General features: G+C 68.1%; 27 protein-coding genes and 1 riboswitch. Of the genes, 13 read left to right on the forward strand and 14 right to left on the reverse strand.

Annotated elements, in window-relative coordinates; genetic code table 11:
• Positions 1 to 15: 15 nt before the first annotated feature.
• The 4 genes from ACFWZU_RS01585 to crcB form a co-directional block, all read right to left on the reverse strand.
• Complete coding sequence (locus ACFWZU_RS01585; RefSeq protein WP_439699654.1) at positions 16 to 1,041, reverse strand: proline iminopeptidase-family hydrolase; 1,026 nt, start codon at positions 1,039 to 1,041, stop codon at positions 16 to 18.
• Positions 1,042 to 1,117: 76 nt separating this feature from the next.
• Complete coding sequence (gene cfa, locus ACFWZU_RS01590) at positions 1,118 to 2,242, reverse strand: cyclopropane fatty acyl phospholipid synthase (protein ID WP_439699655.1); 1,125 nt, start codon at positions 2,240 to 2,242, stop codon at positions 1,118 to 1,120.
• A gap of 29 nt (positions 2,243 to 2,271) precedes the next feature.
• Complete coding sequence (locus tag ACFWZU_RS01595; protein ID WP_439699656.1) at positions 2,272 to 2,607, reverse strand: DUF190 domain-containing protein; 336 nt, start codon at positions 2,605 to 2,607, stop codon at positions 2,272 to 2,274.
• Between the two features lie 10 nt (positions 2,608 to 2,617).
• Complete coding sequence (gene crcB, locus ACFWZU_RS01600) at positions 2,618 to 3,007, reverse strand: fluoride efflux transporter CrcB (RefSeq protein ID WP_439699657.1); 390 nt, start codon at positions 3,005 to 3,007, stop codon at positions 2,618 to 2,620.
• A 73-nt stretch (positions 3,008 to 3,080) separates the two neighbouring features.
• Positions 3,081 to 3,161: riboswitch (Fluoride riboswitch) on the reverse strand.
• Positions 3,162 to 3,334: 173 nt separating this feature from the next.
• Between crcB and ACFWZU_RS01605 the strand changes: the two genes are divergently transcribed.
• The 4 genes from ACFWZU_RS01605 to chaB all read left to right on the forward strand — a co-directional run bounded on the left by ACFWZU_RS01605 (position 3,335) and on the right by chaB (position 8,130).
• Positions 3,335 to 4,591 (forward strand): multidrug effflux MFS transporter, encoded by a 1,257-nt coding sequence (locus ACFWZU_RS01605; protein WP_439699658.1) that lies wholly within the window; start codon positions 3,335 to 3,337, stop codon positions 4,589 to 4,591.
• Between the two features lie 154 nt (positions 4,592 to 4,745).
• Complete coding sequence (locus ACFWZU_RS01610; protein ID WP_439699659.1) at positions 4,746 to 6,968, forward strand: DUF5916 domain-containing protein; 2,223 nt, start codon at positions 4,746 to 4,748, stop codon at positions 6,966 to 6,968.
• Positions 6,969 to 7,220: 252 nt separating this feature from the next.
• The gene (locus tag ACFWZU_RS01615; protein WP_439699660.1) at positions 7,221 to 7,844 is read left to right on the forward strand and encodes a DNA-3-methyladenine glycosylase; all 624 of its coding nucleotides are present in this window, start codon (positions 7,221 to 7,223) and stop codon (positions 7,842 to 7,844) included.
• Positions 7,845 to 7,902: 58 nt separating this feature from the next.
• Positions 7,903 to 8,130, forward strand: a complete 228-nt coding sequence (chaB, locus tag ACFWZU_RS01620) for a putative cation transport regulator ChaB (protein ID WP_209614420.1) — start codon at positions 7,903 to 7,905, stop codon at positions 8,128 to 8,130.
• Positions 8,131 to 8,295: 165 nt separating this feature from the next.
• Here the strand turns inward: chaB and ACFWZU_RS01625 are convergent, their stop codons facing one another.
• From ACFWZU_RS01625 to ACFWZU_RS01645, 5 genes are all read right to left on the reverse strand, one after another.
• Positions 8,296 to 8,763 (reverse strand): hypothetical protein, encoded by a 468-nt coding sequence (locus ACFWZU_RS01625; protein ID WP_439699661.1) that lies wholly within the window; start codon positions 8,761 to 8,763, stop codon positions 8,296 to 8,298.
• A 62-nt stretch (positions 8,764 to 8,825) separates the two neighbouring features.
• Positions 8,826 to 9,095 (reverse strand): cell division topological specificity factor MinE, encoded by a 270-nt coding sequence (gene minE / locus ACFWZU_RS01630; protein WP_439699662.1) that lies wholly within the window; start codon positions 9,093 to 9,095, stop codon positions 8,826 to 8,828.
• A gap of 1 nt (position 9,096) precedes the next feature.
• Positions 9,097 to 9,912 carry a septum site-determining protein MinD gene (gene minD, locus ACFWZU_RS01635; RefSeq protein ID WP_439699663.1) on the reverse strand — a complete coding sequence of 272 codons (816 nt, stop codon included), beginning with the start codon at positions 9,910 to 9,912 and terminating at the stop codon, positions 9,097 to 9,099.
• A gap of 38 nt (positions 9,913 to 9,950) precedes the next feature.
• The gene (gene minC, locus ACFWZU_RS01640; protein WP_439699664.1) at positions 9,951 to 10,730 is read right to left on the reverse strand and encodes a septum site-determining protein MinC; all 780 of its coding nucleotides are present in this window, start codon (positions 10,728 to 10,730) and stop codon (positions 9,951 to 9,953) included.
• A gap of 8 nt (positions 10,731 to 10,738) precedes the next feature.
• Complete coding sequence (locus ACFWZU_RS01645; protein WP_439699665.1) at positions 10,739 to 11,368, reverse strand: GNAT family N-acetyltransferase; 630 nt, start codon at positions 11,366 to 11,368, stop codon at positions 10,739 to 10,741.
• Positions 11,369 to 11,563: 195 nt separating this feature from the next.
• On the opposite strand from ACFWZU_RS01645, the gene ACFWZU_RS01650 reads away from it, so the two are divergent.
• The 7 genes from ACFWZU_RS01650 (at position 11,564) to ACFWZU_RS01680 (ending at position 20,586) form a co-directional block, all read left to right on the forward strand.
• On the forward strand, positions 11,564 to 12,793 hold the full coding sequence (locus tag ACFWZU_RS01650; RefSeq protein ID WP_439699666.1) for a sensor histidine kinase: 1,230 nt from the start codon (positions 11,564 to 11,566) through the stop codon (positions 12,791 to 12,793).
• 89 nt (positions 12,794 to 12,882) lie between these two features.
• On the forward strand, positions 12,883 to 13,524 hold the full coding sequence (locus tag ACFWZU_RS01655) for a response regulator (RefSeq protein ID WP_091333901.1): 642 nt from the start codon (positions 12,883 to 12,885) through the stop codon (positions 13,522 to 13,524).
• Between the two features lie 353 nt (positions 13,525 to 13,877).
• Positions 13,878 to 15,281, forward strand: coding sequence for a polyketide cyclase (locus ACFWZU_RS01660; protein ID WP_439699667.1), 1,404 nt, complete (start codon positions 13,878 to 13,880; stop codon positions 15,279 to 15,281).
• Between the two features lie 279 nt (positions 15,282 to 15,560).
• Positions 15,561 to 16,487, forward strand: a complete 927-nt coding sequence (locus tag ACFWZU_RS01665) for an ATP-binding cassette domain-containing protein (RefSeq protein ID WP_439699668.1) — start codon at positions 15,561 to 15,563, stop codon at positions 16,485 to 16,487.
• Complete coding sequence (locus ACFWZU_RS01670) at positions 16,487 to 17,221, forward strand: ABC transporter permease subunit (protein WP_439699669.1); 735 nt, start codon at positions 16,487 to 16,489, stop codon at positions 17,219 to 17,221. Before ACFWZU_RS01665 ends, ACFWZU_RS01670 begins: the two co-directional genes overlap by 1 nt.
• Position 17,222: 1 nt before the next feature.
• Positions 17,223 to 19,088 (forward strand): Gldg family protein, encoded by a 1,866-nt coding sequence (locus ACFWZU_RS01675; protein WP_439699670.1) that lies wholly within the window; start codon positions 17,223 to 17,225, stop codon positions 19,086 to 19,088.
• Positions 19,089 to 19,734: 646 nt separating this feature from the next.
• Complete coding sequence (locus ACFWZU_RS01680) at positions 19,735 to 20,586, forward strand: cytochrome c oxidase assembly protein (RefSeq protein WP_439699812.1); 852 nt, start codon at positions 19,735 to 19,737, stop codon at positions 20,584 to 20,586.
• 61 nt (positions 20,587 to 20,647) lie between these two features.
• Here ACFWZU_RS01680 and ACFWZU_RS01685 read toward each other — a convergent pair whose 3' ends face one another.
• Both ACFWZU_RS01685 and ACFWZU_RS01690 read right to left on the reverse strand, forming a co-directional pair.
• Positions 20,648 to 21,088, reverse strand: coding sequence for a copper chaperone PCu(A)C (locus ACFWZU_RS01685; protein WP_439699671.1), 441 nt, complete (start codon positions 21,086 to 21,088; stop codon positions 20,648 to 20,650).
• A complete protein-coding gene (locus tag ACFWZU_RS01690) occupies positions 21,085 to 21,687 on the reverse strand; it encodes an SCO family protein (RefSeq protein WP_439699672.1) in 603 nt (200 codons plus the stop codon). The genes ACFWZU_RS01685 and ACFWZU_RS01690 overlap by 4 nt, the downstream gene beginning before the upstream one ends.
• A gap of 71 nt (positions 21,688 to 21,758) precedes the next feature.
• On the opposite strand from ACFWZU_RS01690, the gene ACFWZU_RS01695 reads away from it, so the two are divergent.
• Positions 21,759 to 22,154 (forward strand): DUF423 domain-containing protein, encoded by a 396-nt coding sequence (locus ACFWZU_RS01695; RefSeq protein ID WP_439699673.1) that lies wholly within the window; start codon positions 21,759 to 21,761, stop codon positions 22,152 to 22,154.
• A 31-nt stretch (positions 22,155 to 22,185) separates the two neighbouring features.
• Positions 22,186 to 22,566 (forward strand): hypothetical protein, encoded by a 381-nt coding sequence (locus ACFWZU_RS01700; RefSeq protein WP_439699674.1) that lies wholly within the window; start codon positions 22,186 to 22,188, stop codon positions 22,564 to 22,566.
• A gap of 81 nt (positions 22,567 to 22,647) precedes the next feature.
• Here ACFWZU_RS01700 and ACFWZU_RS01705 read toward each other — a convergent pair whose 3' ends face one another.
• The 3 genes from ACFWZU_RS01705 to ACFWZU_RS01715 form a co-directional block, all read right to left on the reverse strand.
• Positions 22,648 to 22,851, reverse strand: a complete 204-nt coding sequence (locus tag ACFWZU_RS01705) for an Arc family DNA binding domain-containing protein (RefSeq protein ID WP_439699675.1) — start codon at positions 22,849 to 22,851, stop codon at positions 22,648 to 22,650.
• A 95-nt stretch (positions 22,852 to 22,946) separates the two neighbouring features.
• Entirely contained in the window at positions 22,947 to 23,813 is an 867-nt protein-coding gene (locus ACFWZU_RS01710; protein WP_439699676.1) for an SPFH domain-containing protein, read from the reverse strand.
• A gap of 61 nt (positions 23,814 to 23,874) precedes the next feature.
• A complete protein-coding gene (locus ACFWZU_RS01715; protein ID WP_439699677.1) occupies positions 23,875 to 25,416 on the reverse strand; it encodes a transglutaminase-like domain-containing protein in 1,542 nt (513 codons plus the stop codon).
• Between the last annotated feature and the right edge of the window lie 68 nt (positions 25,417 to 25,484).

Below are 25,484 nucleotides of genomic sequence, written 5' to 3' on the forward strand. Positions count from 1 at the left end.
CGCATCATGGGCCGCTCACTCGACGCCGTGCAGGAAGCGGATGAGGCCGTCGAAATACACGTGCTGGTCGTCGTACATGGCCATGTGGCTGCCCTTGGGGCAGAGCAGGAACTGGCCCTTGGGCAGGCGCTTGGCCATGCCGGCCATGTAGGCCGGCTGCATGGTGTCGTACTTCGCCGCGATCACCAGCGTGGGCACGTTGATGCGGTGCAGGTCCGCGCTGCGGTCCCAGTGTTCGAGCCGGCCGCTGGCGCCCAGTTCGCTGGGGCCCTGCATCAGCTGGTAGATGTGTTCGTTGACGTGGTTGAACGAGCGCACTACCGGCTCGGGCCACTGCGCGAAGGGCATGCGCAGCAGGTGCTTCTCGTAGTGCATCGGCATCAGGATCTGCATGTAGCGTGGATCATCGGTGCGGTGTTCCGCTTCCAGCTTCTGCACCTCGGCCAGTGCCTTCGGATCCATCGAGGGCATCAGTACCTTGCGGGCGTACTCGTTGTACGCGGGGATCGAGTCGACCATGTTCGAGATCACCAGGCACTTGAGGTGCTGCTGGTACTTGAGGGCGTACTCGATCGCCAGCACGCCGCCCCAGGAATGGCCGAGCAGGCAGAAGTCGTCCTTGTCCAGGTGCAGCGCCTGGCGCACCTGTTCGACTTCGTCGACGAAGCGGTCGGTGGTCCACAGGTCGTCGCTGCCCGGACCCTTGGGCTGCTCCGAATAGGCCGAGCCGAGCTGGTCGTAGTAGTAGTACTCGATGCCGGCAGCGGGAAAGTAACTGTCGAACGCCTCGAAGTACTCGTGCGTCATGCCCGGGCCGCCGTGCAGCAGGAGCACCTTGAGCCGGGGGTTGTTGCCCACGCGCTTGGTCCAGACCTTGAAGTGGCCCCTGGGCGTGTCGATCGTGATCATCTTCACGCCGCCGCTGAGCACGTCGTCGTGGCCTGCGTGGGAGAAATAGTCCGGTGGCGTCTGCGCGGCGTGGCTGGTGCCGACGCAGGCCAGGGCGAGGATGGCGAGCAGGGCGGGCAGTAGATGCTTCATGGCGGTCCCCCAGGGTGGCACCGCCACTATCCCGCGCCGGGGCGATCCGCTTCAACTGCCGCCGGCGTCCTGCCTGTCAGCGTGGCACGCGGTAGCCGCCGGGAACGCCGCGCGGGCTCAGCGTCAGTTGCCACAGCTGGTCGCGGCGGCTGCGGAACACCGCGGCGGAGACGGCCAGGTAGTAGTGCCACATGCGGCGGAAGCGCTCGTCGTAATGGTGCGACAGCGCCGGCCAGGCCGCGTCGAAGTTGGCGCGCCACGCGGTCAGCGTCCTGTCGTAGTCGGCGCCGAAGTTGTGCCAGTCCTCGACCACGAACAGGCCCTCGAGGGCGGAGGCGGTCTGGCTCATCGCCGGGATCATCGAATTGGGGAAGATGTACTTCTCGATCCACGGATCCGGTCGCGAGGGCGCGCCGTTGCTGCCGATGCAATGCAGCAGGAACAGGCCATCGTCCCGCAGGCAGCGCCGTGCCACTTCGAAATAGCTGCGGTAATTGAGCGCGCCCACGTGCTCGAACATGCCGATCGACATGATCGCGTCGAAAGGCTCGTCCAGCTCGTGATAATCCTGCAGGCGGATTTCCACCGGCAGTCCGGCACACAGTGCCTGCGCGTACGCGGCCTGCTCCTGCGAGACGGTGATGCCCACGCCCTGGATGCCGTAGTTCTGCGCCGCGTACTTGAGTGCCTCGCCCCAGCCACAACCGATGTCGAGGACGCGCTGGCCCGGTTGCAGGCGCAGCTTGCGACAGACCAGGTCGAGCTTGGCGACCTGGGCCTCGTCCAGGTTGCCCGCCTCGGCCCAGTAGCCGCAGGAATACACGAGCCGCTCGCCCAGCATCGCCTGGAACAGGTCGTTGCCCAGGTCGTAGTGCGCCTTGCCGATCTCGAAGGCATGCTCGCCACGCTGCAGGTTCACGAAGCGCGCCTTCAGGTGCGCGATCAGCGTGTCGAGGGTTTTCAGCTCCTCGTCGATCTGCGCGCGCAGCAGGCGGGTGAACAGACCGGGCAGGTCGTCGCTGTCCCACCAGCCGTCCATGTAGGCCTCGCCCAGGCCAAGCGAGCCGTGCGCGAACACGCGGGCGTACAGGCGCTCGTCATGCACGCAGAGGTCGCAGGGTGGCTGGTCGGCGGCCCGGACACCGGCCAGCGCTAGCAGCTCGATTGCGCGTTGCTTGAGGGACTGCTGGCGGAAGGGCATCGCGTCGCTCCTTCAGATGGCGGCACGCCTCACTGCGCGCCCAGAACTCCAAAGCGTATGGTCGAGGTTGCATACACCGCGTGGATGCCCGCCTCGCGCACGCGTGCGAGCAGCGCATCGGCCTGCGCCGGCGGTAGCAGGAACTCCACCTTCACCGGCAGGTCGTCGGCGAGGTCGAAGAACGCTTCCTCGTGCAGCACCCCGTGACGGCCGAAGCCGGCGGTGGCGCGGAACACCGAGCCACCGCCGATGCCCTGCCGCCTGGCCTGTTCGAGCAGCCATTCGGACAGCAGCCTGCCGTCGTGGCGCGCGCGCAGATGCACGTAGAAGCACAATTGGACGCCTTCGGTGGTCGTGTCGCTCACGGTGATGCTCCTAGAGGACGCGCAACAGGCCGCGCGCAATCGCGATGCCCAGCAGAGTCAGGCTGATCGAGCCGACCAGGTGCACCAGCAGGTGGCCGGCGAACCACAGGTACTGCTGGCGCAGCAGCAAGGTGGAGGATTCGGCCGAGAAGGTGGAGAAGGTGGTCAGGCCGCCGAGGAAACCGGTGAACACGAACAGGCGCAGTTCCGGCGGAAGGGTCTGGAAGTGGTCCCATACGCCCAGCGCGCCGCCCATCAGCAGGCCGCCGAGCAGGTTGGCTGCCAGCGTGCCCGGCGGCAGCGTGGGAAAGACGTGGTTGAGCAGGCTGCCGAGCAGCCAGCGCAGCCAGCAGCCAAGCGCGCCGCCGAAGCCGATCGCAAGGAATCCGGTGTAGCCCACGAGAGCGCCTCCCCTGAAAGGTCGAAATCGCCGGACCTGCGCGCTGCGGGCACACGCCCGCACCCGGAGCATCCGGTGTGCAGGCATCATCAACCCCTCGGGCGGGGCGGTTCGTTCCGCGAGGAACGGGAGGCATGCCATCTCCCATCCGGCGCATGCTAGCCGATGGCCGTGTGCCAGGCCAACGCTACGCGGGCTTTGCAGGAGCCCCCGCTCGTGCGCCACGCTCCTTCTGCCGCCATGGAAGCGCGTGGCCCGCGATCGGGCTGCTGCCGGGGCAACGCGGGGCCGCGTGGCATACTCGCCGCCGCTCCCCGGCCCCATCCGATGACCACGACTCCTCCCCCCATCCGGCGCAGCCTGCCATGGCTGCTGGCCGCGCTGTCGATGATCGGCCCGTTCTCGATCGACGCCGTGTTCCCGGCGTTCCCGTTGATCGGGTCGCGCTTCGGCGTGGACGAGGTGGCCCTGCAACAGCTCCTGAGCATCTACCTGCTGACCTACGCGGTGATGAGCCTGTTCCACGGGGCGATTTCCGATGCGGTCGGGCGCAAGCCGGTGATCGTGGCGGGCATGCTCGGCTACGCGGCCGCCTCTGCTGGCGCCGCGCTGTCGACCTCCTTCGGCATGTTGCTGGTGTGTCGCGGTATCCAGGGCGCCTGCGCCGGCGCTGGCCTGGTGGTGGGGCGCGCGGTGATCCGCGACAGCCTCGAGGGCGAGGCGGCGCAGCGGCTGATGTCGCAGGTGATGATGATCTTCGGCGTGGCGCCGGTGATCGCGCCGATGGTGGGCGCCCAGCTGCTCGGGCTCGATGGCTGGCACGGCATCTTCTGGGTGCTGACCGGCTTCACCCTGATGCTGGCGGCACTGCTGCTGTGGCAACTGGACGAAACCCACCCGGCGGCGGCACGCAGCCGTTTCGCGCTGAAACCCTTGCTCGCCGGCTACGTGGCGTTCGGACGCGACCGGCCGTTCTGGCCGCTGCTCGTCTCCTGCTCGGTGAACTTCGCCGGGCTGTTCCTGTTCATCGCCTCGGCGCCGCGGATCATCCGCGGGCTGCTCGGGCTGTCGGCGCAGGGCTTCCCCTGGCTGTTCATCCCGGTGGTGGTCGGCCTGGTGGGGGGCGCCTGGATATCCGGGCGGCTGGCCGGTCGCCGCGGCGTGGGCTTCACCGTGAACCTCGGTTACGCGGTGATGTTGCTGGCCTGCGCGTCGCACCTGGTCCTCGCCCTGGCGTTCCCGCAGCCGCGGCTGCCCTGGTCGATGCTGCCGCTGGTGCTGCACGGCGTGGGCGTGCAGCTGGCCTTCCCGACGCTGACCCTGTTGCTGCTGGACCGCTTCCCGCACAGGCGCGGCGGCATCTCCTCGGTGCAGGCTTTCGCCAGCCTGCTGCTCAACGGCGCCGTGGCGGGCGTGCTCTCGCCCATGCTCTCGACCAGCCTGCTGCACCTGGCGCTGGGGGCGAGCGTGTTGACGGTGATCGGCGTGCTGTCGTGGGCCTGGTACCAGCGCATCATCCGCACCCCGCGGACGCCGCCGCCGCGCGACATCGAGCTGCAGGCCCAGATCGCCGAACCGCGCTGACTGTCGCGGGCGTGTCCGCGGACACCGGCCCCGGCGTGACTTTCGCCAGTCGGCGTAGTGGGGATGGCCGTCTATCCTTGCGACATCCCCCCGCTTCCCCTTGCCGATGCGCCCACCCGATCGACGCTCGTTCCGACCCCATGCCCCGCGTGCCATGCGCGCGCTGGCCTTGCCGCTGGCACTGCTGCTGGCCACACCGGCCATGGCGGTCGACGTGGACGGCCACATCGACCCGGTCGAATGGCAGGGCGCAAAGCACATCACCGATTTCCGCAAGGTGCAGCCGCTCAATGGCGAGCCGGGCAGCCTGCCGACGGAAGCCTGGGTGCTGTCCACGCCGGACGGCCTGGCGATCGCCTTCCGCTGCACCCAGCCGCCGGGCGTGCCGCGCACGCACCAGCGCATCCGCCGCGATGAACAGGCGCAGGTCGACCGCGTGAACCTGATGGTCGACTTCGACGGCGACGGGCGCACCGGCTACAACTTCATGGTCACCCTTACCGACGACCTCAACGACGCGGTACTGACCAACGAGAGCCGCTTCAACACCGACTGGGACGGCAACTGGAAGCACGCCGTCAGTGAGGATGCGCAGGGCTGGTCGGTGGAGATGCTGATTCCCTGGTACATCGCGCCGATGCGCAAGGCGGTCGGTGGCGAGCGCACCATTGGGCTGTACCTGGACCGCGTGATCGGCTCGACCGGCGAGCGCGACGCCTGGCCGGTGGCGAGCTTCAACAAGCCGCGCTTCCTCTCCGATTTCACGCCGGTGACGCTGCCGGCGTACACGCAGTCGCTGTTCGCGATCACGCCGTACGCGGTGGCCATCCGCGACCAGGTGCGCGGCGACAACACCTTCGACGGCGGCGCGGACATCTTCTGGAAGCCCAACGGCCAGACCCAGTTGACCGCGACGATCAATCCGGACTTCGGCCAGGTGGAAAGCGACGACCTGGTGGTCAACTTCGGCGCGGAAGAAACCTTCTTCACCGACAAGCGTCCGTTCTTCACCGAGAACCAGGGCATCTTCGACTTCAGCATGCTGATCGACAACAGCCAGCTGATCTACACCCGCCGGGTCGGCGGGCCGTCCGACGACGGCAACGGATCGGGCGACGTGACCGGTGCGCTCAAGCTCAACGGCAGCGTGGGCGCGACCCGCTACGGCGTGATGGCGGCGCAGGAAAGCGGCGACGCCGGGCGCACCTTCTCGGCGTTGCGGCTGATCCACGACTTCGGCTCGCAGACGCTGGGCATGGAGGCGACGCGGGTGGATCGCCCGTGGCTGGATCGCGACGCCGACGTGCTGGGCATCGACCACCGCTGGCAGCCCAACGACAAACTCACTGTCACCAGCAACGTGGTCGGCAGCGCGATCGACCAGCACGGCACCACCACGCGCGGCTACGGCGCCACGTCGGTCGTCGAGTACGAAATGAACGAGCGCTGGACGCAGGAGTGGCTGGGCATGCACTTCGACGACAGGCTCGACCTCAACGACTTCGGCTACCTGCCGCGCAACAGCCTCAACTACGTCCACTACGAGGTGCGCCGCCGCTTCGCCGACCTGCCGGCCGGCTCGCGCTACGCCTCGCACGTATGGCACTGGCGCGTGGTCGGCATGGACAACGACCACGGCCTGTCGCTGCAGCGGCAGTTCCGGGTGATCCGCGAGAGCCAGTTGCGCGACGGCGGCGAGGCGGATTGGCAACTCAACCTCAACGCGCCCGCGCACGACGACGAACTGACCCGCGGGCACGGCGCCCTGCGTACGCCACTCAATGCCGTGCTGGACTGGGAACGCCAGAGCCCGCGCAAGGGCAACTGGGCGTGGGAATCCGAAGTGGAGTTGATGGGCAGCGACCGGGTCGGCCTGCACCGCATCGGTTATGCGGCTACTTTCCAGCCGACCTACTTCATCAACGACGCCTTCAGCGTCTTCACTGGCGTGACTTACCAGTTCAACCCCGACTGGCTGGTCTGGCAGCACGACAACCTCATCGGCAGCTTCGACAGCCACCAGGTGATGCTCGACGCGGGCGTCAACTGGAACATCGGCAGTCGCCAGGAACTGCGCGTCAAGCTGCAGGCATTGGGGCTGGACGCGCAGTTGCTGCAGGCCTATCGCGTCAGTGGCGACATGCGTGCCGTGGCCGTGGACGATCCGGTGAACGACTTCAGCGTGCGCAACCTCGGTTTCCAGATCCGCTACCGCTACGAGCTGGCGCCGCTGTCGGACCTGTACGTGGTGTACGGCCGTGGTGGCTACGCATTCGATCCGCTCTACCGCGAAGCCGGCAGCCAGTTCAGCCGCAGCTTCGACCTGCGCGACAGCGAGCAGTTGCTGGTCAAGCTGGCGTACCGCTTCGAGCTTTGATCGGCGCGGAATGGGCCACCGCCCCGCGCCTCGCTCCCAAAGGCGCCCCTATCCGCCTGTCGGCACCTTCCCCCGCGTTCGCAGGGGAAGGCTCGGTGGCGCGGCATCCGGGACGGCGTGGAGCCGCGTGCTGATCCTTCCCCCGTTTGACGGGGGAAGGTGCCCGAAGGGCGGATGGGTGGCGCCTTGCGGAAGAACCCCGCTTTCCCCGCCTCCGTCGAACGTTGACGCCACGCGGAGCATGCTGCGCCCATGACCCCCGACTTCATCGCCTCGCTGCTCGGCCGGCCGGCCACCGTGCTGCCGCGCGCGTTCTTTGCTCGCGATCCGCGCGCGGTGGCCCCCGAGCTTCTCAACAAGGTGCTGTTGAACGCGGACGGGCGCAGCGGGCGCATCGTCGAGACCGAGGCGTACTGCGGCGCCATTGATCCGGCCGCGCACTCGTGGCGCGGACGCACCGCGCGCAACGCCACCATGTTCGGTCCGCCGGGGTTGCTCTATGTGTACTTCACCTATGGCATGCACTGGTGCTGCAACCCGGTGTGCGGCGAGGAGGGCGAGGGCGTGGCGGTGCTCCTGCGCGCGCTGGCGCCGTTGACCGGATTGGCTGCGATGCGCGCGGCGCGACCGAACTGCAGGCACGACCGCGATCTCTGCCGTGGGCCGGCCCGCCTGTGCCAGGCGCTGGGGATCGACGGGGCACGGGATGGTATCGACTTGGTCGATGGAACCGGCGGGTTCGCCGTTGTCGACGATGGCGTGCTGCCGCCCGCCGAACCGGCGGCATCGCCGCGGATCGGCATCACACGCGCGGCAGAGGAGCCCTGGCGTTGGTATGTGGCCGGCGATCGGCACGTGTCCGGCAAGCGCGGTTGACGCGCGTTTGATGCTGGCAGGCGGACGGTGGTGTCCCCCCAAACCAGGAGGCCGAGCCATGCCGTACAAATCCACCCGCGACCTGCCCGAGTCCGTGCGCGACAACCTGCCGCCGCACGCCCAGGACATTTTCAAGGAAGCGTTCAACAGCGCCTGGGACGAGTATGCGGATCCGGACAAGCGACGGGGCAAGGAATCGCAGGAAGAGGTGTCGTTCAAGGTCGCCTGGTCGGCGGTGAAGAACGAGTACGAGAAGGGCGACGACGACAAGTGGCACCGGAAGTAGCTCGCGCGATCTTTCCCCCGAGCGCGGGGAAGGTGCCCGGAGGGCGGATGGCGGAAGCCTTGCGGGAATGACCGGCGCCAGCTATCACAACGCGAGAGCGAGCCTCTCCGCGAGCCCCTGCCACTCACCCAAGCCCTCGCCCCGTAGGGGAGAGGGGACTGAGCCTCAGGCCAGGTTGCGCGTCTTCAGGAACGCCAGCGCCTCGGCCGCATCCTGCTCGAACCACGCCCGCGTCGAGCCCAGCCGGAAGCTGTAGCCCCAGGCATCCATGTCGGTCATCAGCCGCGCGCGACCGACCCCGGGCAGCGCATCGGCGAGCAGGATCTGCAGGTAGCAGGTGGCGTCTTCTTCCTCGACCGAATCGGTGGCATCGGTATGCACCTGACTGCGCCGCTCCGCTGGCAACACCAGCAGATGGCAGGCCTCGTGCAGCAGCGAGTGCACCGGCGTGTCGTCGCGCGCGTAGACGGTGGTGCCGATGATGCCGGCCTCCTCGTCACCCCAGAAGCTTCCGGGGATCGGTTCGCCGGCGGGCACGCGGCGAAGCGCCAGGCCGCGGCGGGCGAGCAGGGCGGTGGGAGCCTCGTAGCCGATGTCGGCAAGGCGCAGGACGTCAGGAGTGTTCATGGGCATGGGGCGGGCTCGAGCCCGCCGCTGTGGCGACGCAAGGTGGGCTCAAAGCCCACCCTGCGGGTTTACGGCGCGCTGGCGGCCTTGCCGTCGGGCAGGGCGACCGACAACTCGAGCACCTCGTGGCCACTGTCGCGCTCGACGTTGATGTTGATCGCGTCGAGGTCGACGTTGACGTACTTCTTGATCACCTCGAGCAGCTCGTTGCGCATCAGTGGCAGGTAGTCCGGAGCGCCGCGGGTGGAGCGCTCCTGCGCCACGATGATGCGCAGGCGTTCCTTGGCGACCGAGGCGGTGGGTTCCGGCTTGCGCTTCAGGAAATCGAGAATGCCCACATCAGCCTCCGAACACGCGCTGGAGAAAGCCCTTCTTGGCCACTTCGGTGAAGCGCAGCGGACGGGCTTCGCCGAGGATCCGCGCGACGGTATCGCGATACGCCTGGCCGGCGTTGGAGTTGTCGTCCAGGATCACCGGCACGCCGGCGTTCGAGGCGGCCAGCACGTTCTCCGATTCGGGAATCACGCCGACCACGGTGATGCCGAGGATTTCCTCGACGTCCTTCACGCTGAGCATCTCGCCCAGCGCCACGCGCGCGGGGTTGTAGCGGGTCAGCAGCAGGTGCTGGGTGATCCCGGACTCGCCGCGCTCGGCGCGACGGGTCTTGCTGGCGAGCAGGCCGAGGATGCGGTCCGAGTCGCGCACCGAGGAGACCTCCGGGTTGACCACCACCACCGCGTGGTCGGCGAAGTACATCGCCAGGTGCGCGCCCTTCTCGATGCCGGCGGGCGAATCGCACACGATGTAGTCGAAGCCGTCGTTGGACAGGTCGTCGAGCACCTTCTCGACGCCTTCCTGGGTCAGCGCGTCCTTGTCGCGGGTCTGGCTGGCGGCCAGCACGAACAGGTTCTCGTGGCGCTTGTCCTTGATCAGCGCCTGCTTGATGGTGGCCTCGCCGTGCACGACGTTGACGAAGTCGTACACCACGCGCCGCTCGCAGCCCATGATCAGGTCCAGGTTGCGCAGGCCGACGTCGAAGTCGATCACCGCAACCTTCTTGCCGGCCATCGCCAGCCCGGTGGCCAGCGAGGCGCTCGTGGTGGTCTTGCCGACACCGCCTTTGCCGGACGTGACGACGATAATCTCAGCGCTCAAGGGCTTTTCTCCGGAACATGCCTGGGTGGGATCGCCGGTCACAGCCGGGCGATCATCAATTTTTCACCATCGAGCCAGCATTGCACAGCCTGGCCTTCGAGGTCCTTGGGGATCTGTTCAAACACACGGTAGTGGCCGGCGATGGCCACCAGTTCGGCGCGGAAGTCGGACACGAAGATGCGCGCCTTCTCGTCGCCCTGCGCACCGGCCATGGCCCGGCCGCGCAGGCTGCCGTAGACGTGGATGGAGCCATCGGCGATCACCTCGGCGCCGTTGGCGATGGCGCCGGTAAGCACCAGGTCGCGCTCGCGCGCATAGACCTGCTGGCCCGAGCGCACGGTGCCGTCGTGGTGCTGCGCACCCAGCGTGGAGCTGGCCGGTGGCGCGGCATGGATCGGTTCGCGCACCGGTTCGGCGCGCGGCGCCGGTGCCGGTGCCGGTGCCGCAGCCGCGGCGGGCGCGGGCGGCGCGATACTGCCGCCGTCGGCCGGCTCGTAGGCGGCGCGGAACTTGGCGATCAACGGCAAGCCCATGCGCTGGGCCAGTGCCTCGGTGGCGCTGGTGCCGTAGGCCAGTCCCACCGGCAGCATGCCGGCGCTGCGCACGGCCTCGAGCAGCGCGTCGACGGTGCCGTCGTCGGGCAGCTCCATCAGGTGCGAAAGGTCCAGCACGACGGCGGCGCGGGAAAACAGTTGCGGGGCCGAGCGCACGCGGCGTTCCAGTTCCTCGCACAGTGCGGCGGCATCCACGCGGCGCACGCGCACGCAGGCGATGCCGACCTGGCCGAAACGCAGGTCGCAAGCTTCAGTCGTATCCATCTTTACTGTCACGGGTGCCGCTCTCCGGCGAGACGGCGTGGCTGGGAGGTGAGGGGCGAGGCGGGCACCGGCAGCTCGCGCTCGGCGAGCCACGGTTCGTCCGGCAGGCCGCCGTTCTCGAGCCAGGTCTCGCGCACGTAGGCGTAGCTGGGCAGATCCTTGGCCAGCAGGCTCACCTGCGGGCCGGAATCGCCCATGCGCTGCTGGCCGACTTCCTGGAAGCCGTAGGTGCCGTGGAACAGCACGACCACGTCGTCGCGCGGCTCCAGGAATACCTCGCAGGTAAGCAGCGGCACGCGCACTTCGGCGTAGCTGGTCACGTCGCAATACAGGATCCGGCCCAGGCCGTGGCGGCGGAACGCGTTGCCGATCACGATGCGGTCGATGTAGACGAACGACTCGTAATGATCGGAGAACCAGCGGTAGTTCGGGCTGTCGTAGTTGCCGCCGTCGCGCAGGGCCATGAGAAAACCCGCCAGCTGGCCGTCGATCTCGGCAACGCGGAAGTAGTCGGCACGCTCGTAGAAGTAGCGCAGCTGCGCGGCGTCCAGGGCGAGGATGGAGCGGCCGGCGGCGTTGTTGAGCGCCAGCACGGCATCCAGGTCGTGCTCGCGCACGTCGCGGATGGCTAAGGCCATTCGTTGCTCCGCAGATAAGCAGTCAGTCGGTGGGTCGCCAGGGACGTCCCGCAAGTGCGCATTATGGCATGCGGGGGCGACTCGCACATCCTGCGCGCGGCTGTAAAACCTTTGTAAAACGAGAGCCTGCGTGACCGGTGGCAGGGTGACTTTCCGCGCATTGCGCGGGGCCGGCGTAGGCCTATGATGCCGGGTATGTCCTGGACCAACTTCAACCATATCCGGCTGCTGCGGCTGACCGGACTGTTCACCTACCTCTGCGTGGCGCTGCCGCTGTTGCCCGGCAGCTGGAGCCTGGCCCAGGTCAATGCGTGGTGGAGCAATCCGAACATCTCCGGCTGGATTCTTTCCTACCTGGTGTTCGGGCTGACCTATCTTCTGCTGACCGGCCGCTCGGGCATGAGCCGCCAGAGCGGACGTGCGCAGGTGCTCAAGCTGTTCGGCCTGGTGGTGCTGACCGGGTCGGCGGTGGCCATGGGCTGGTTCAGCCAGAGCGGCCTGTCGGCCATGCTGATGCTGGTGATCGCCGTCGTCCTGCCCTGGCAGTTGCCGGTCGTGGCCGGGCTGGTGTGGATGCTGGCGCAGAACCTGATGCTGATCCCGATCATCGCCAGTTACATGGGTTGGACGATCGTCACCGCGTTCCTGCAGGTGTGCATGTACCTGGGCATCTCGGCGCTCGCGTTCTTCACCTCGATGGTCGCCAGCCAGCAGACCGAGGCGCGCGAGGCGCAGCGGCGGCTCAATTCCGAGCTGCGCGCCACCCGCGCATTGCTGGCCGAATCCACCCGCATCGCCGAGCGCATGCGCATCGCGCGCGAGCTGCACGACCTGATCGGCCATCATCTGACCGCGCTCAGCCTGAACCTCGAAGTGGCCAGCCACCTTGCCAACGACAGCGCGGGCGAGCACGTCCGCAAGGCGCAGGCCACTGCGCGCCATCTGCTTTCCGACGTGCGCGAGGCGGTCAGCGAACTGCGCCAGGACGATGCGATCGACCTGACCCAGGCACTGCGCAGCCTGATCGAGGGCGTGCCGGGGCTGACCGTGAACGTGGACATGCCGCCCCGCTTCGCCGTGGAAGACCCGCGTCGGGCGCAGGTGCTGCTGCGCTGCGCGCAGGAAATCATCACCAATTGCGCCAGGCATGCCGGCGCGCGGCAGCTGTGGCTGACCTTCGCCTACGCCGATGCCAACCAGATCGGCCTGCACGCACGCGACGACGGCCGCGGCGCGGCGCACTTCAAGCCCGGCAACGGCCTGTCCGGCATGCGCGAGCGGCTGGCCGAGTTCGGCGGCAGCGTGGCGGTCGATACGGCCGTCAGCGAAGGATTCGCGCTGACCGTGCGCCTGCCGCTGGGCGAGGCGCTGGAACTGGCCCATTCACCGTCCCGGCTCGAGCCGCCGGCGTTGAGCATGTCGTGACGCCAGCTCGCCGCGTCCCATGCCAGAATGGCGGGCAGCGCCCGGCGCTGCGCAATCCGCAGCCATCACCGCAATCTTGAGGAACCGCGATGATTTCCGTCTGTCTCGTCGATGACCAGAACCTGGTGCGCCAGGGCGTCCGTTCGCTGCTGGATCTGGCCGAAGACATCCGCGTGGTCGCCGAATGCGCCGATGGTGCGCAGGCCGTCGCCGACATCCCGCGGATCAAGCCCGACGTCGTCCTGCTCGACCTGCGCATGCCCAACATGAGCGGGCTGGAGGTGCTGCAGGCACTGTCTGCACGCGGCGAACTCCCCCCGACGATCATTCTGACCACCTTCGACGACGACCAGCTGGTGCTGCAGGGTCTCAAGGCCGGCGCGCGCGGTTACCTGCTCAAGGACGTCTCGCTGGAGCAGCTGGTCGAAGCCGTGCGCACGGTCGCCGCCGGTGGCTCGCTGGTCGCGCCGATGGTCACCCAGCGCCTGCTGGCCGGGGTGGGACGCATGCAGAACCAGTTCACCAGCCTGGAGCAGCCCGATCCGCTCACCGAGCGTGAGACGGAAATCCTGCGCCTGTTGTCGGGCGGCTACTCCAACAAGGAAATCGCCAACTCCCTGAAGGTGGCCGAGGGGACGGTGAAGAACCACGTCTCCAACATCCTCTCGAAGCTGGGCGTGCGCGACCGGACCCGGGCGGTGCTCAAGGCGCTGGAGCTGGGGATCGTCTGACAACAAGGGCGGTAGCGCCTCCCTCGCCGGAGCCGATCCGTGGGCGATGCGCTTGGCGGTGTTTCGGGAAGAGCATCGCCCACAAGTGGGCTCCTGCATGTGGCCGTCGGCTGCGGAACGCTTGGGGCATCGCCGCCGCTCAGGCAGGCCCCGGGCACCGTCCCGACACCGCTTTCACGGCACCCAGGCAGGCCCTGGTTCGCCTGATGGCGTTCCAGCCCGCGAGCAAGTACCATCCCAAGCTTCGGTATTTCACCGACCCTCGCCGTGCCTTCCTCCGGGGTCCACCCTGTGGCGCGGAATCCGACGGGAACCTTTAGCGCTGCGCGGAAAACGCTCGGAGAACCCAGGTAATGATGCGTGTTCTTGAATTCATTGTGGCCCTGATCATCGTCGCCGTGGTCGGTGTCGTGGTAGGCGTGATCATGCCCGGCAGCGGCCATGTGGAGCGGTCGCTGGTCTTCGGCAAGGACATGCGCCAGGTCTACGACGTCCTCAACAACTTCCGCCGCTTCGAGGACTATGCCTCGCTGCGCCAGGAGGATCCGAAGATCCAGTTCAAGCTCTCCGGCAAGGACTACGGCCCGGGCGCGGAAATCAGCTGGACCAGCGAGAACGACCGCATCAGCGACGGCAAGCTCACCATCGCCAGTGCCGAGCCGGACTTCTACAAGGTCGACAACACGGTCAACGACGCCAAGATCGTGTGGAACCTGGACAACGACTGGCGCGGGCAGGACAAGCACTTCACGCTGGACCTGGAGCGCCAGGGCAGCCGCCACCAGCTGACCAAGGTGACCTGGTCCTACGACGTCGCCTACGGCTTCAACCTGATCAACCGCTACTCGAACCTGTACATCCACGGCGACCCGGACTCGCTGATCCAGACCAGCCTGGGCAACCTGCAGAACGTGCTGGCGGCGGTGCCGAACATCGACTACGGCAACCTGGTGCCGTACATCCGCCCGACCCAGCCGACCCCGATGCTGCTGGTCTCCAGCTCGATCCCGCGCAGCGGCGGCCTGGCCGCCCTGGACGACGCGACCGCCACCGCGGTCAAGCAGATCCAGGATGCCGCCAAGAAGCTCGGCGTGAACGTGGTCGGTCCGCGCGTCATCTTCACCACCAACTTCGGCGACCAGAACTACACGTTCGACGTCGGCATGCCGATCGATGCGACCAGCCTGACCGTTGCCGGCCAGAGCCAGGAGCTGACCGCGCCGCAGCCGCCGAAGCTCGGCGAGGAAGAGCCGGCCGAGGCCTCCAGTGCGCCGGCCAACGCCAGCAGCACCGCCGCCGCCAAGCCGGCCGGCCCGCAGCCGGGCGACCATGACCGCTGGGGTCGCCTGATCGTGGACAACAACGTGCGCGCCACGCTGGCCTACGGTGGCCCCGCCCTGATGGGCGTGTGGAACGGCACCGCTGCCGGCGTGCCGCAGACCCGCGAGATGCTCAAGGCCTACGCGCAGACCCACGGCTACAAGTTCGACGAAGTGACCAACCGCCTGTACGACATCGAAGTGCAGCCGGAGGTCAAGGACAAGGGCGGCAACATCACCACGTACGCCAAGTACGAGGTCTACCTGCCGCTGCTGGGCGAGAACGTGCCGGAGCAGACCCCGGAGCAGGCCGCCGGCATCCCGCAGCCGACCCTGGAGCCGGCACCGGCCGCCAGCGCTTCGGCGCCCGCCGCCGCCAGCTCCGCCGCAGCCGCCAGCTCGACCGCTGCGCCGGCCGAGGCTGCCAGCGTCCAGTAAGCGCCACGTATCCGGCCTGTCAAAAACTGCCCGCCTCGCGCGGGCACTTTTTTATGCACGGTCGAACACGGCTGGCTGCCCGGCCCGCGCTCCTGCCCGCGGAGATGGGAGGAGGCGATCAGGCAAACCGCCGGACAGCAGAGGCGTTTGATCACGCCACATCCAGCGTGAGCGATGCGCTCGCGCATGCGGGGAACGGTGCCTGATGCGGGTGGAGGCAACCTGCGCACCTTCGCGCCGGTGCGCTAGAGTGATGGGCCAGTTCAGGCCCCGCATCGCATGATCGAAGCTGACCGACTCACCCGCTGCTACGGCCGCCTGATCGCGGTGGACGCGCTGTCCATCCGCGCGGAGCCTGGCCAGGTGCTGGGCCTGCTCGGTCCCAACGGCGCCGGCAAGTCCACCGCGATGCGCATGATCGCCGGCTTCCTGGCGCCGACTTCCGGTACCGCGCGGGTCTGCGGATATGACGTGCAGCGCGAGCCGTTGAAGGCCAAGCGCGCCCTCGGCTATCTGCCCGAGGGCGCGCCCAGCTACGGCGAAATGACCGTGCGCGAGTTCCTCACCTTCATCCTGCGCGTGCGCGCCTTGCCGGCGGAGGCGGGCTTTCGTCGCTTCGACGAGGTGGTGACGCACCTGCAGCTGGAGGACGTGCTGGACCAGTGCATCGACACGCTGTCCAAGGGGCTGCGGCGGCGCGTGGGCCTGGCCCAGGCGATCCTGCATGATCCGCCGGTGCTGATGCTGGACGAACCCACCGACGGCCTGGACCCGAACCAGAAGCACGCCGTGCGGCGGCTGATCGATTCGATGGCGCGCGAGCGCACGATCCTCATTTCGACGCATCTGCTGGAGGAGGTCCATGCACTCTGCAACCGCGTGGTGATCATCGCCCGCGGCAAGCTGCTGGCCGACGCCACGCCGGCCGAGCTGGAGGCGCGCTCGCGCTATCACGGTGCGGTGTCCTTCAGCGCACCCGGCAGCGGCGTCTCGCAGGAAATGCTCGGTCGCCTGCCACAGGTGGCTGCGATCGAGGTGGACCCGCTGGACGGGCGCATCACCGTGTTCCCCAAGCCCGGCGCACGCATCCTGGAGCCGGTCGAGGACCTGCTGCGCCAGCAGGGCCTGGAAGTGTCGGAAATCCAGCTCGAGCGCGGCCGGCTGGATGAAGTCTTCCGTCAGATCACGATGGGGGAGGGCGCCTGATGCACCCGGTCGCCGCCATCATGCGCCGCGAGCTGCGCAGCTATTTCGTCACGCCGGTGGCCTACGTCTTCCTGGTGATCTTCCTGGTGCTGGCCGGCCTGCTCACCTTTTACGCGGGCGACTTCTACGAGCGCGGGCTGGCTGACCTGCAGCCGTTCTTCGTGATGCACCCGTGGCTGTACCTGATCCTGGCGCCGGCGCTGTCGATGCGCATGTGGGCGGAGGAGTCCAAGTCCGGCACGCTGGAGCTGCTGCTGACGCTGCCGGTGACGCTGGTGCAGTCGATGCTGGGCAAGTTCCTCGCCGCCTGGCTGTTCCTCGGGCTCGCGCTGGCGCTGACGTTCCCGATCTGGATCACCGTCAACTACCTGGGCGATCCGGACAACGGCGTGATCTTCGCCGGTTACCTGGGCAGCTGGCTGATGGCCGGCGCGTTCCTGGCGATCGGCGCCTGTCTGTCCACGCTCACCCGCAGCCAGGTGGTCGCCTTCATCCTCACCGCGCTGGTGTGCGTGCTCTTGATCCTGGTCGGCCAGCCGCAGGTACTGGACTTCTTCCAGGGCGCGCTGCCGCGCAAGCTGGTCAATGGCGTGGCGCACCTGTCGATCCTCCGTCACTTCGAGGCGATCGCGCGCGGTGTGCTCGACGTGCGCGACCTGATGTACTTCCTGCTCACCATCCTCGCCTGGCTCACCGCCGGCGTGCTGGTGCTCGACCTGAAGCGGAACCGCTGACATGCGTCGCCTGCACATCGGTCGCCGCACCTGGCTGGTCACCGCGCTGGTCGCGCTGACGCTCGCCTTCATCGGCATCACCCTGGCCAGCAGCCGCGGCCTGCAGGCCGCACGCGTCGACCTGACCGCCGATCACCTGTACACGCTTACGCCAGGGACCCAGCACATCATCGACGGCCTGCGCCGGCCGTTGAAGCTCACCCTGTATTTTTCGGAGCACGCCACTCGCGATCTGCCGCAGCTGCGCAGCTACGAACAACGGGTACGCGAGATGCTGCAGGAGATGGTCGCCCGCTCGCGTGGCCGCATCCGTCTGGCCGTGATCGATCCGGTGCCGTATTCGGACGACGAGGCCAGCGCCGAAGGCGGCGGCCTGACCCCGATCAACGGCGGCAGCAACGGCGAGCGGGTGTTCTTCGGTCTGGTGGGCAATACGGTGGCTGGCGGCGAAGGGGAGAGCGAGGAGCGCAGCCTGTCGATCCCGTTCTTCGACCCGGCGCGCGAGACCTTCCTCGAATACGACATCGCCAAATTGCTGTACGAGCTGGACCAGCCCAGCAAGCCGCACATCGGCCTGATCAGTTCGCTGCCGCTGGCCGGCAACGCGGCGATCGGCGAGCCGCCGTGGGCGGTCGTGCAGCAGCTGGAGCAACTGTTTGAAGTCAGGACGCTGGACGCCGACACGCTCACCCGCGTGGGCGATGACATCCAGGTGCTGCTGCTGGTGCATCCCAAGCGGCTGCCGGATGCCGCTGTCTACGCGCTGGACCAGTACGTGCTGCGGGGCGGGCACCTGGTGGTGTTCGTCGACCCGGACGCGGAGCTCGACACCACGCCCTACGTGGACAGCAATGGCGTCACCGACGACCACAACTCCGACTTGTCGCGACTGTTCGCCGCCTGGGGCGTGACGTTCGATGCGCACTCGGTGGTGCTGGACCGTTCGCGCGCGCTGCAGATCGAATTGGCCGGCACCAACCTCAACCACCCGGCGATGCTGGGCCTGGGACCGCAGGAGCTCAACCACAACGACGTGGTGACCGCCAGCCTGCAGCGCATCAACGTGTCCACCGCCGGCAGCTTCGACCTCGCGCCGAACGCGCAGACGCGCCTGCTGCCCTTGATCCAGAGCAGCGCCGAGGCGGAGAAGGTGCCCGCGCAGCGCGTGCTGGAGGCGGCCAGCGACCCGACCGCGCTGCTGCAGGGCTACCAGCCGGACAACCAGCACTACGTGATTGCCGCGCGTCTGCGCGGGACCTTCCATAGCGCTTTCCCGCAGCGTGCCGCAACGCCGGGGCACCTGGCTGAATCCAGGCCTGATTCCGAGGTCGTGCTGGTGGCCGATACCGACATCCTCAGCGACCGGCTGTGGGTGGAGATGCAGAGCTTCCTGGGCCAGCCGATGCTCTCGGCCTTTGCCAACAACGGCGACTTCGTCACCAACCTGGCCGACAACCTGAGCGGCTCTTCGGCACTGCTTTCCATCCGCGGACGCTCGGCCTCGCAGCGTCCGTTCACCCGCGTGCGGGCGTTGCAGGCGGCGGCCGACCAGAAGTTCCTGGTGAAGAAGCAGGAGCTGGAGCGGGAACTGGCCGAGACGCGGCAGCGGTTGGACGAGCTGCAGAAGAACGGGCGCTCCAGCGCGGCCAGTGCGCAGCAGAAGAGCGAGATCGAGCAGTTCCAGCAGCGGCGGCTGGCGATCAACAAGGAGCTGCGCGATGTGCAGCACCAGCTCAATGCGGAGATCGATGCGCTGGGGTTGCGGCTGAAGGTGATCAACATCGTGCTGGTGCCGGCGCTGGTGACGTTGATCGGGCTGCTGTACGGGTGGCGGCGTGTTCGCCAGAGTCGGTCGCGGCCGGGCTAGGGCGCGGTCGCTCTCGTAGAGCTTTCGGTCGCCTTCGGCGCCCGAGTCACTTTCTCTTGCTTGCCCAAGAGAAAGTAACCAAAGAGAAGGGCACCCCGATGGCGCGCCCTTCGGGTGCGCGTGCGGGCGGCGGGGTTTTCCGACGGGGCTTCCTGCCCCGACGAAAAACTGGCCGGCGCCCTGCCGGTCACCCTGCGGCTGATCCGCCACCCGCCCGCCGCGCCATACGGACCCGGGTAGAGCAGCGCGCTTCCTGCGCGCACTTTTCGGCGGAACCAAGGCCGAGGCGAAAAGCCGGAGCGAAAGGCCGGAGCAAAAGGCCGGAGCAAAAGGCCGGAGCGAAAGGCCGGAGCGAAAGGCCGGAGCGAAAGGCCGGAGCGAAAGGCCGGAGCGAAAGGCCGGAGCGAAAGGCCGGAGCGAAAGGCCGGAGCGAAAGGCCGGAGCGAAAGGCCGGAGCGAAAGCATGGACTTTGCGGTGAACCGGCTCCCTCGCCCCTCCGGGGAGAGGGTTGGGGTGAGGGGCCGGGGCCCGCCTCGAGCTTCCACCTGTGACTCTGACGTCCGCCAAAGCGGCAATCTGCCGCAAGCGCCCCGGCGCCTTGCCGTGGGGTCTATCCTTGCAGGCTGGTGGTTGCGCGGGCCGGTAATGGCGCTGTTGCTCAAATGGATCGTGCCGTGGGAGTTCTCGTGGGTGTTCCTCGCGAGCTTCCTCGTGGCCGCGGTGCTGTACTGGCGTGGCTCGCGCGCGCTCGGCGTGAGCCTGGCCCGGCGCCTGTCGTTCTGGAGCGGCATGGCGATCATCTACCTGTCGCTGCACACCTACCTGGATTACTACGCGGAGCACGAGTTCTTCATGCACCGCATCCAGCAGGTGCTGCTGCATCATCTCGCGCCGTTGCTGGTGGTCGCCTCCTACCCGGGGTCGGTGCTGCGCGCGGGCCTGCCGCTGGAGTGGCGCGCGCGGGTGCTGCGCCCGGTGCAGCAGTCGGCGCCATGGCGCGCGGTGAGCGCGGTACTGTTCAACCCGGCGCTGGCGACGTTCCTGTTCATCGCCTTCATCCTGATCTGGCTGATCCCGGCGATGCAGACGCTGGCGATGCTGGACTGGCGCATCTACCGCTTCATGAACTGGACGATGCTCGGCAGCGGCTTCATCTACTGGGCGCTGGTGCTGGACCACCGGCCCCGTCCGCCGGGGCGGATGATCCCGGGGCTGCGGGTGCTGTCGCCGGCGATCACGATGTCGCCGCAGATCCTGGCGGGCGCGATCATCACGTTTTCCAAGACCGATCTGTATCCGATCTTCGAAATCTGCGGACGCGCGTTCACGTTCAACGTGTTGACCGGCCAGATGGTCGGCGGCGTGATCACCTGGGTGCCGGCGGCCATGATCGAATCGGTGGGCGCCTTGCTGGCCCTGCGCCAGTGGCTGGCGCTGTCGCGGCGCGGGCGCATCCGGCGAGAGCACCGCGCGCCGCCGCGTCCGGCACGCACATAGGCGGCGGCCCGCCGCCTCTCGCCGCACATCGGAGGTGGGTCGAAGCCCACCCTGGACGGGACTACAGCGCGTTTGCCGGCTTGGCGAGGAACCCGGTGGCCAGCGTGCTGCCGTCGGCGAAGTGCAGCGTGATCTGCACCGTCTGGCCCGGCTGCACCGGCTTGACCGCGTCCATCAACATGAAGTGGTAGCCACCCGGCGCGAGCGCGACCTCGCCGTGCGCCGGCACGGTGAGCCGGTCGACCATGCGCATGCGCCCCATGCCCGTATCGGTGGAGCTCTCGTGGAGCATCACGCTGCCGTAGGCCGCGCTGCTGGCGCCATCGAGCACGGCCGGCTGATCGCCATCGTTGCGCAGGGTCACGTAGCCGCCGGCGGGCAGGCTGGCGGGCATCACGCGGATCCAGGCATGGCCGGCATGCACCTGATCGGCCTGGCCTGCATGGGCGGCACTGGCGCCGAGCAGCCCGGCGAGCAGCAGCGGCAGGTAGCGAAGGGTCATGTTCCGGTTTCCAGCAGCAGGTAAAGGTCGTGGACGAGGTCGTCCTGCGAGGCGGCCGGCGTGGCGAGCAGGCGCGCCCGTCCCTGGCGGTCGAACAGGTAGATCGCCGAGCTGTGGCTGACCTCGTACTGGCCGTTCGCCTGGGACGGCTCGCGGGTGAACGCGGAGCGATAGCGCTTGCTCAGTGCTTCCAACGCCCGTGGTGTGCCGGTCAGGCCGACCGCGCGCTTGTCGAAGGCATTGACGTAGGCGTGCATGATCGCCGGCGTGTCGCGCGCGGGGTCGACGCTGACGAACAGGATGCGCGCGCCGTCCGCCTTGGGACCCACCCGCTGCAGCACGGCGTGCAGGTGCGCCAGCGTGAGCGGACAGACGTCCGGGCAGTGCGTGTAGCCGAAATAAAGCAGCACCACCTTGCCGCGGTAGTCCTCGCCCGTGACCGGCTTGCCGTTGTCGTCGGTGAGCTGGAAGGCGAGGTCGGGCATGTGCCCGCTGATGTTGGTCAGCCGCCAGGGCAGGGCCTCCTCGCGGTGGCAGGCGGCCAGCAACAGGGCGGCGCCCAGCAGCAGGACGAGGCGGGCCAGGCGCAAGGGCTTCATGCAAGAATCCGGGCAATGCATCCTGCCAGCATACGCCACGCGGCCTTGCCGGCGCCGCCGACGAGGAACCCATGCGACAACCTGTCCCCGCCTTGACGCGTGCGATGCCCTGGCTGGTCGGCGTGGCCGGCGCCAGCGCGGTGCTGCTGGGCGCGTTCGGCGCGCACGCGCTGCGCGGCGTGCTCGGTGCCGGCGAACGCGAGCTCTGGCATACCGCCTCGCAGTACCACTTCTGGCATGCACTGGCGCTGGCGATTGCCTGCCTGGCGCCGGCGGGCAAGGCGCGTCGCTGTGCGCTGGCCGCCTTCGCCGTCGGCATCGTGCTGTTCTGCGGCAGCCTTTACGCGCTGGCGTTGGGCGCGCCGCGCTGGTACGGCGCGATCACGCCGCTGGGCGGGCTTGCCTTCATCGCCGGGTGGATCGCGCTGGGACTGGCCTTTCATCGCACGGACAAGGCCGCGTCATAACCGCGTCATGCCCCGGCGCGAAGCTGCGGGCATGCGCCAACCTCTCTCCCTAAGGCAATCGCTGCGTCGACTCGATGGTCGCGCAGGGTTCGCTGCCACGTTCCTGGCAGCGGCGACGCTCACCGGTGTTGCGATGCCGCCTTCGAGCGAGGCGCCGCCCAAACAACTGGTGCGCTGGACCGATGGCAACCACGATTGGCTGCTCGTCGCCGATCGCCAGCACGACCGTATCCAGGCCTACGACGCACGCGACGGACGTCCGCTGAGGGTGCTGGACCGGCGTTCCGGTCTTGCCGATGTCGACCGGATGGTGCTCGAAGGGCATTGGCTGGTGGTGCTTGGCAGCGACGGAGCAAAGCGGGTGCGGCTACCGGAACTGCGACCGCAGCCGTTGGTGCAGGCAGCGCGCTGAGAGTTTCCTGTAGGAGCGCCCTCGGGCGCGACCGTGACGTTCGCGGTCGCGCCCAAGTGCGCTCCTACAGGGGATGCGCGTTCAACGGGTATCCGTGTCCGATTCGTCGTCCGTCACCGGCTTGCTGGTGCCGGCCTTCAACCGGCCCGACTTGCGCAGCGCATCGCGCAGCACGTACTCGATCTGCGCATTGACGCTGCGCAATTCGTCGTCGGACCAGCGCTGCATGGCTTCGAGCACGCTTGCGCTGATCCGCAGCGGATAGGCTTTCTTCTGCGCCGGCATCGACTCAGTCGCGCTTGCGCCGCGCGGCGACCGCCACGGCGATGATCAGGATCACGACGATGACAGGAATGGCGTAGCTCATCGCATGTTCTCCCTCAGCCGTACAGCGTGCCGGTGTTGACCACCGCCTGAGTGCCACGCTCGCCGCAGAGCACCACCAGCAGGTTGCTGACCATGGCCGCCTTGCGCTCTTCGTCCAGCTCGACCACGCCACGGCGGCTCAACTGGTCCAGTGCCATCTCGACCATGCTCACCGCGCCTTCGACGATACGGGTGCGGGCGGCGATGATCGCGCCGGCCTGCTGGCGCTGCAGCATCGCCTGGGCGATTTCCTGCGCGTAGGCCAGGTGGCTGATGCGCGCCTCGATCACCTGCACGCCGGCCTGTTCCAGCCGCGCCTGGATTTCGTCGCGCAGGTGGTTGTTGATCACCTCGCCGTGGCTGCGCAGCGAGGGCTGGCCGTCCTCGTGGGCGTCGTAGGGGTAGCTCTGCGCCATCTGGCGCAGCGCGGACTCGCTCTGGATGTGCACGAAATTCTCGTAGTCCTCGACGCGGAACACGGCTTCGGCGGTGTCGATCACCTGCCAGACCACCACCGCGGCGATCTCGATGGGGTTGCCGTCGTTGTCGTTGACCTTGAGCTTGCCGCTTTCGAAGTTGCGCACGCGCAGCGAAAGCCGGCGCTTGGCATAGAACGGGTTGGTCCAGCGCAGGCCTTCCTCGCGCACGCTGCCGGCGTAGCGGCCGAACAGCTGCATCACCTGCGCCTCGTTGGGCGCAACCTGGAAAAACCCCTTCAGCAGGAACCCGGTAAATGCCAGCAGCAACATGCCGGGGATCACGTGCGGCGCCGGTTGCGCCCCATCGGCGCTCACCAGCAGCACGACGCCGATGGCCGCCAACACCAGGCAGACCCCGATGAAAGGAATGCCGGCGATCGAAAAACCCTTGCGTTCGTTCATGACGCTACCTCCCTAAGGTGTAGGGAGTAGATATCAAAAACATATCACCTTGCAAGTGCTGTCAGTGGCCCGGTCCCGCCCCGCTGCCGCCCGAGCTGCCGCCGGCACTGCCGCCCGGGCCTCCGCCCGGTCCCGACGAACCACCGCCGGCGGGCAGGCTGAGGTCGGCCCCGGGCACGGCCTGGCGGATGTGCAAATTGCCGAACAGCTGGGTCGTGGCGGCGAAATGCCAGGGGTCGCCGTCGCCGCTGGCCAGCGCCAGGTGCGTGCTGTCGAAATGCCGCAGCGCGGCGTCGAAGCTCTGCCATCGTCCATGCACCCAGGCCTGGACCCATTCGTGCGGGATGAACAACTGCGAGGCGCCCGCAAACCGGTCGGCGTACACCATGCCCGTGACCACCCGGGCAGGTATGCCCTGCGCCCGTGCCATCGCCGCCAGCAACACGGCGTATTCGGTGCAATCGCCTTCGCGGCTGTTCACCACTTCCAGCGCCGAGGCATAGCCGACGTCCAGACCATGGCCGGTGATGTAGTTGCTGACGAACTGGCGCAGCCGGCGCATGCGCTGCAGGTCGTCGTGCGCGCCGCCCACCGCCTGCGTGGCCAGGCGCCGGATCGCCGGCGCGTCGGACTGCAGCCAAGCGTTGGGCTGCGTGTCGGTCGGCCGTGGCGGCGCCTGCCGGCCGGCGTGGGAGGTGCCCACGTCCAGCATCCAGTCGGTGCCACCCAGCGGGGTGACCTGTTGCTCGTCGGTGGTGATGAAGGGCTGGCCGATGTTGCCGCTGATGCGGATGCGGTAGCGCATCGGCACGGCGCGAACGTAAGCGGGAAGCCAGCGCGGCGAATCGACCGTGGCCGCACGCAGCATGTCCACCGGCTGGTTGGGCGCCAGCGCGCAGGCGCGGTCGCAGGCGAGCATTTCCATGGGTTGGCCGAGCAGGCTCATCAGACCCTTGCGGGCGATCCCCTCGCCGTCGACCCACAGATCGAGCGTCTGGCGCCCACGCGCCAGTGAGAGCGTCTGGCGCTGGTGACTCAGGCGCACGGGACCGTCGGGCAGGGCCACGGTCTCCTCGCCCAGCACATCTACCCGTACGTGCACGACCTGCTGGCTGGAGGGGTCGAACTCGTGCAACTGGTAGTGGGTGCCCGGCGCGCGCCCGGCGGCGACGGTGGCCAGGCGCTGGCCTTCGGCAAGCAGGGCATCGCCTGGCCAATTCATCGAGGTGATGGTGGTCTGGCCGCCCACCGTGGTGGTGACGCGGTAGCGTCCGGTGTCTTCGGGGACGGCTTCGACCGTGCTGTCCATCGACGACATCCGCGTGCGCGAGGCGAAGCCCAGGGGTTCGCCCTCCGGCCCTTCGACGCTCTGGCTCATGTTGCCCAGATGCATGGGCTTGCCGGAGCGGCTCAGGTCCAGCGACAGCGTCTGCGTGGTGGTGAGGATGTCGCCGTCGCGCACGCGGTCGATCTGGACGTGGCCGACCTTGCGGCCGCCGAGCAGGACGGTCATCCACTCGGTCTGCACCGGTACGGCCGCTTGCGCGGAACTACAGATGCCCAGCCAGATCGCAGGCACCAAGCTGAGCAGAACGCGTCGCATGGTCATTCCCGGGGATGGATGACGCTCCCAGTGGAACCGTTGGCCGAGCTGGCGTCAATGCGCAGTGC

This window comes from Frateuria sp. GZRR33 (assembly GCF_051900425.1).
Lineage (GTDB): Bacteria > Pseudomonadota > Gammaproteobacteria > Xanthomonadales > Rhodanobacteraceae > Frateuria_A.